Source organism: Streptomyces sp. NPDC001880 (assembly GCF_053594575.1).
Map to the genome: position 1 here is coordinate 1 of NZ_JBSFET010000189.1, position 5,200 is coordinate 5,200.

Sequence of the window (5,200 nt, forward strand, 5' to 3'; positions counted from 1 at the left end):
GAGAGTGTGATGTGCCGGTACCAGGCCCGGTAGTGCCGGACTTGGTAGTGGTCCAGGCCGCACTCGCCCTTGGCGGTCTGGAAGCACTCCTCCACTCCTCGTCGACCCGATGCTCCCCGCCCGCCACGCACCCGCCCTCGCCCCGGCCCCCTACCGGCGCGAGCGTGCGCCGGAAGCCCTTCTCCGACGACGCCTTGAGCAGTGCGGTCTGGAGCACGGCGGGCCGGGCCGCGCGGCCCCCGTCATCGCCGAGGCGAACGCGGTCGTCGCAGAAGCGGCGGCGCCCGTCATGGCGCTGATGAAGAAAATGGCGGAGGCGATCCAGCCCATAATCCAAGCGGCCTCGGCGGCGATGACCGAACTCTCCCGCCACTTCCAGCCAGCCACCGGGAAGGCCATTGCCGCTCGCCGTGACCGTCCGGACAGCCCCCTGCACTGTGGCGGGGCGGGGCAGAGTAGCGTGAGTTTGGTGAGCAACGCTGCTTGGGGATGTCTGCTGTGATGCCGATCAGGCGTGTGGTACTTCCACTGGTCATCTGGGTGGCCGTGGTGCCGTGGCTGCTGGCTACGGTGACGACCATGCTGTGGGGGTTCTCGGAGGAGCCAGACGGGTTGTTCTTCACGTTCGGCACCCGGATGGTTCTGGTGCCGCTGCTGCTGGTCGGTGAGGTCGTCGGCGTGGTGGCGGCTTTCCGGCGCTATGACGGTCTGCGCTCCGACTTCTGGCCGGGAGCCGGGCTGACGTTTGCTCTGCTGGCGCTGTTCACCGTGATGGTCGTAGCCGCGACGTGGGGCGGGATGCTATGGATCTGGGCCCTGTACACCGGCTACGTGTTCTTCGTGTTCGGCTTCGGCGGGATGGCCTGGAAGAAGGTCTTCGCCTAGCTTTTCGCGGTATGAGGAAGGCCCCCGGCTCATGGACCAGGGGCTGAGCAGTCGGGAAGCGTGCCGCAGGGTTGGCATCAACCTGCGGACCGGCAGGCGGTGGCGGAACGGACGTGCGGCGACCACCAGGGAGAAGGCCAGGCCAGCGTACGGAGGCCGATCTCGTCGGACGGTCCGTCGCGGTAATTGCGTGAGGCCGACCGCCTTCACATCGCCGACCGGCTGATAGAGAAGGCATCCATCCGGCAGATCGCCACCGAGCTCGGCCGTAGTCCCTCCACGATCAGCCGGGAGATACGCCGCAATGGCATGCCGCTATGGGGAGACGCGTCCAAGTGGGTCTACCGCCCTCACGCAGCTCAGAGCCGCGCAGAGGCCCGGCGGCCTCGCCCGAAGGCCGGGAAGACAGGGCAGAATCCCGAGCTGCGAGACTTCATCCAGCGCCATCTCGAACAGCGGTGGAGCCCGGAGCAGATCAGCCAGGTTCTGCGGGCGCGCTTCCCCGACCGGTCGGAGATGCACGTGGCCTACGAGACGATCTACCAGGCCCTCTACGTCGAAGGCCGCGGTGAACTCCGCCGGGAGCTGACCACGGCATTGCGGACCGGACGAGCCCGCCGACGCCCCCATCGCCAAGCACATAAGCGCAGCACCGGTTCACCGCCCCCATGGTGGTGATCAGCGACCGGCCCGCCGAAGCCACCGACCGTGCCGTTCCCGGCCACTGGGAAGACGACTGCATCGTTGGCGTCGGCCACCGCTCCGCGATCGGCACGCTCGTCGAGCGCACGACTCGTTACACGATGCTGGTGCACCTGCCCGTCGCAGCATCGATCGGCTCGGTCGGCGACGCCTACGACAACGCCCTGATGGAATCGACGATCGGCCTGTTCAAAACCGAGCTGATCAAACCCGGCCGGCCCTGGAAGACGCTCTCCCAGATCGAGCTCGCCACCGCCGAATGGGTCGACTGGTACTGCCACCGCCGACTCCACGGTGAGATAGGCCACGTCCCGCCCGTCGAATACGAGACCAACCACTACACGAAATCCACGAAACCCCAGGTCACAACCACAATCTGAGATCTCTACCGAACCCGGGGCGATTCACAATGCCGATCAACCACAAGATCATCCCACCCGGTCAGCCAACGTGACAGTGCCGTTCGGAAAGGAGGCACCGTCGCGGGCGGATCGGAAACGGCGGGAGCCCTGCCCTCGCGACGGGATCGCGGGGGCAGGGCCCGGTTCATAGGGCCAGCGGATCGCTCTCACGGACCTGTGGCCGCCGCGTGTTCGCCCTCGGGCAGCTTTCTCGCGCACTGGTCCAGGAGAGCAGCGGATCACACCCAGACGTAGAGGTCGTACAGGCCGCCAGCGTTCCGAACGCACTTGGCCGACCCTGCATAGGAGTCTCGCAGGTCTATGCAGTTCGCCCGGGAGAACTCGCCGATGTATTCCCAGCCCTCGGCCCCGGCGGGTGCCAGGGTGGCGGGCGTGACACCGCCCGTGCCCGGAGCCGGGGCGGCTGAGGCTCCCGCCGTGGCCATCATGACGACGGCCGCGCTAGTCGCGAGTGTGGTGAAGGCCCGCCTCGCTGTGATGCGCATGGTTTCTCCCTCTTCTAGGATCTGCTGAGTGCCCTTTTTTTGAAGCACCAGTTCTTGTTTGGTCGAGCTTTTTCCCAGTCAAGCCGGGCAAACTCCCGGCGAATCGGGGTCAACTCACGGAACTGCTCGGCTCACGTCAGGAGCAGGGCTTGGTGATCGAGCTCGCGTCTGACGTGACGTTCCCCGAGTAGATCCAGCCGTACGGAGCCGCGCCGCCGACGCTGACGTAGTACCACTTGTTCCCGGACTCGTTGTACGCGTAGCACCAGCCGCCGAGTCGCGTGCCCACCTGGAGCGTGTAGCCGCTGGCGTTGCCACAGCCCGCGCCGGGCCCGCTCCTGAGCCAGATCTTGTTCTTCACGCTGGTGCCCCCGGCACCGTTCGAGTCAGGTTCCCAGTCGCAGGAGGTGTCGACGTTCGACGGTGTCCAGTTCGGTGCTTCGTTCGCCACGCTCGCGGATGCGTCCGCCGATGCGGCGGGGGCGGCGTGCGCGGCCATGGGCTGCACCGCCAATACGGCGATCGCGGCAGTGCCTGTGAGTATGCCTCGGATTTTCACAGTTCTCCCTGTCTCGTTCATGAGCTCGTCGCCACGCGGGCGACAGGACTGTGCGGCGTTGCTGCGCGTCATCGTTAGCCTCGCCGCGTTCTCGACCGTGCGGTGAGAGCAACTAATTGGTGGATTCGCTTCGGTGCCCACATTTGGTGTCATCTGTTGTCGAACACCCCGCCGCCATCGCTCCCGTGTTCCGAGACTCGAGCGCCGCGCGTGGAGTGTGTCCAGATTGCCCGTAGTGGACTGTGTTCGTGCTCGCTCGCGTACAAGGTTGGCTGAGCAGGTGATCGAGGGGCGACGTGATTTGGCCTAGCCCGAATAACGACATCTTGGTCAGGCTCTGCACATGCCTTTACGTATTCACTTCACGGCCGCAGATCTGGCCCGCACCCGGCTGGCTGATGGACCTCGTCCGATGCTGGAGCTGGACATCGCGCTGCGACTGCTGCAAGAAGGCAGCCATCCGACTCGGTTCGGGGCCTGGCGCAGGGAATCGCTGCGCCGTCTGTCGCCCAGGGTAAGGCGACTATTCGATTTGATCCCGCCGACGGGCTGGACAGTGGACTTCCTCGATCACGCGACTGCCAGCAGTCTTGAAGAGGCACTGGACCAGGTGCGGGCCACGCCCGCCGCCCGTGTCCGCAAGGACATGGAGACCTGGTCCGGACGCGGCCATCAGCGTGCCGCACCGACCTGGACACAGTCACTCGGTAGCAACAAGCAACTGCTCACGGAACTCGCCGACACCGCCGCCCACGCTCATCAGCACGTCATTGCCCCGTACCAGCAGCACATCGATGCACTCAGTCGCGCGGATCAGGCACTGCGCACCCGCCAGGCCACCCACGGGGGACTCCACACATTGCTGTCCGGACTCAACCCCCGCTACATCCGGTGGAATGAACCCGTACTGGAACTCACCATGGCCTCCGGCAACGCAGGCGACATCCATCTCGCAGGCCGCGGCCTGCTCCTGATCCCCTCAGTCTTCGGGGCGAATTACCCAGCGCTGGACGACACAGCTGAACCCCAACCGTGGCTGACCTATCCCATCGGCCTTCGCGACACTGACCCCTTCCTGCCGTCCACAGACACCGCTCGAGCCCTCAGCACCATCCCCAACTCCCTGACCACGCTCCTCGGCCACACCCGCGCCGTGGTGCTGTGGACCATCGCCCACCACTCCGGCTGCACCACCACCGAACTCGCCCGCCACGCCGGCATCTCCCCAGCCAGCGCCAGCCAGCACGCGACCGTTCTCCGCACCGCCGGCCTCACCCACACCACCCGGCACCACAACACCGCCCTCCATTCCGCCACCCTCGCAGGCACCAACCTCCTCAATACCGCAGCCTGAGAGCGCCCCCTGCCATTCCACACGCGTCGCCACCTCTCGGGCAGATTCCCGGTGCTCTTCTGGTAACGCTGGCGGTGGCTGCGCGAGACCGGGAACACCGTGCTGCGGGTGCCGTACACGGCCGTCACGCCCAAGGACTGAGGCGCGGTCGGCGGGTATCCGCTCGGACAGTGGATCGCCGAGCAGCGCCGCGCCTACGCGGCCGGGACGCTGGAGGCCGGGCAGGTCGCCGAGCTGGAGCAGCGGCGCTGTCACATTGTTGAGTGTGTGCGTGCCTGACGGTGTGTCGGGTGTGGTGGGGCCGGGTTCCGGCTCGGTGCTCAGGCCGCGGCAGGCAGGCCGGCGACGCCGGTGATCTGATCCCAGATAGCGAAGCGGGTGGTCATCTCGGTGCGGTAGTGGGCGGCGGGGCCTGAAGTGGGGTGAGATACCGCTGAACGCGACCAGGAACTGCTGGGCTCCGCCGACGCTACGGAAGCCTTTCATGGCGCGTTCGCGCTGCCGGGTGGGCTGATGACTGTTCTCGGCCCGATTGTTCAGGCCCTTGTGGGAACGGTGCTCGACGGAGGGCATGACCTCGCGGTGGGCCGCGCCGTAGGAGCGGAGCTTGTCGGTGACGATCACCCGCGGCACCGAGCAGGTATTCCTGAGCAGTTTGCGGAAGAAGCGCCGGGCTGAGGCCTTGTCCCTTCGGCCCCGGACCAGGATGTCGAGCACGTTGCCGTCGGCGTCGACGGCCCGCCACAAGTACTTCAGCTCACCGTTGATCTTCACGAAGACCTCGTCCAGGTGC

General features: G+C 66.5%; 6 protein-coding genes and 3 pseudogenes. 6 read left to right on the forward strand and 3 right to left on the reverse strand.

Annotated elements, in window-relative coordinates; genetic code table 11:
- Nucleotides 1–109: 109 nt before the first annotated feature.
- From ACWCQ6_RS35685 to ACWCQ6_RS35700, 4 genes and pseudogenes are all read left to right on the forward strand, one after another.
- The gene (locus ACWCQ6_RS35685) at nt 110–502 is read left to right on the forward strand and encodes a hypothetical protein (protein WP_451096452.1); all 393 of its coding nucleotides are present in this window, start codon (nt 110–112) and stop codon (nt 500–502) included.
- Nucleotides 502–885 (forward strand): hypothetical protein, encoded by a 384-nt coding sequence (locus tag ACWCQ6_RS35690; RefSeq protein WP_451096454.1) that lies wholly within the window; start codon nt 502–504, stop codon nt 883–885. The genes ACWCQ6_RS35685 and ACWCQ6_RS35690 overlap by 1 nt, the downstream gene beginning before the upstream one ends.
- A gap of 28 nt (nt 886–913) precedes the next feature.
- A pseudogene (locus ACWCQ6_RS35695) lies at nt 914–1,754 on the forward strand (IS30 family transposase); the annotation flags it as partial.
- Complete coding sequence (locus ACWCQ6_RS35700; RefSeq protein WP_451096462.1) at nt 1,755–1,967, forward strand: IS3 family transposase; 213 nt, start codon at nt 1,755–1,757, stop codon at nt 1,965–1,967.
- A 260-nt stretch (nt 1,968–2,227) separates the two neighbouring features.
- On the opposite strand, the gene ACWCQ6_RS35705 is transcribed toward ACWCQ6_RS35700, so the two are convergent.
- Together ACWCQ6_RS35705 and ACWCQ6_RS35710 are read right to left on the reverse strand one after the other, a co-directional pair.
- Nucleotides 2,228–2,494 carry a hypothetical protein gene (locus ACWCQ6_RS35705; RefSeq protein ID WP_451096456.1) on the reverse strand — a complete coding sequence of 89 codons (267 nt, stop codon included), beginning with the start codon at nt 2,492–2,494 and terminating at the stop codon, nt 2,228–2,230.
- A gap of 136 nt (nt 2,495–2,630) precedes the next feature.
- A complete protein-coding gene (locus tag ACWCQ6_RS35710; RefSeq protein ID WP_451096458.1) occupies nt 2,631–2,993 on the reverse strand; it encodes a hypothetical protein in 363 nt (120 codons plus the stop codon).
- Between the two features lie 403 nt (nt 2,994–3,396).
- On the opposite strand from ACWCQ6_RS35710, the gene ACWCQ6_RS35715 reads away from it, so the two are divergent.
- Both ACWCQ6_RS35715 and ACWCQ6_RS35720 read left to right on the forward strand, forming a co-directional pair.
- The gene (locus ACWCQ6_RS35715; protein ID WP_451096460.1) at nt 3,397–4,407 is read left to right on the forward strand and encodes an ArsR/SmtB family transcription factor; all 1,011 of its coding nucleotides are present in this window, start codon (nt 3,397–3,399) and stop codon (nt 4,405–4,407) included.
- Between the two features lie 162 nt (nt 4,408–4,569).
- Nucleotides 4,570–4,686: pseudogene (locus ACWCQ6_RS35720) on the forward strand (helicase associated domain-containing protein); the annotation flags it as partial.
- A gap of 93 nt (nt 4,687–4,779) precedes the next feature.
- Here ACWCQ6_RS35720 and ACWCQ6_RS35725 read toward each other — a convergent pair.
- Nucleotides 4,780–5,200, reverse strand: a pseudogene (locus ACWCQ6_RS35725) (IS6 family transposase); the annotation flags it as partial.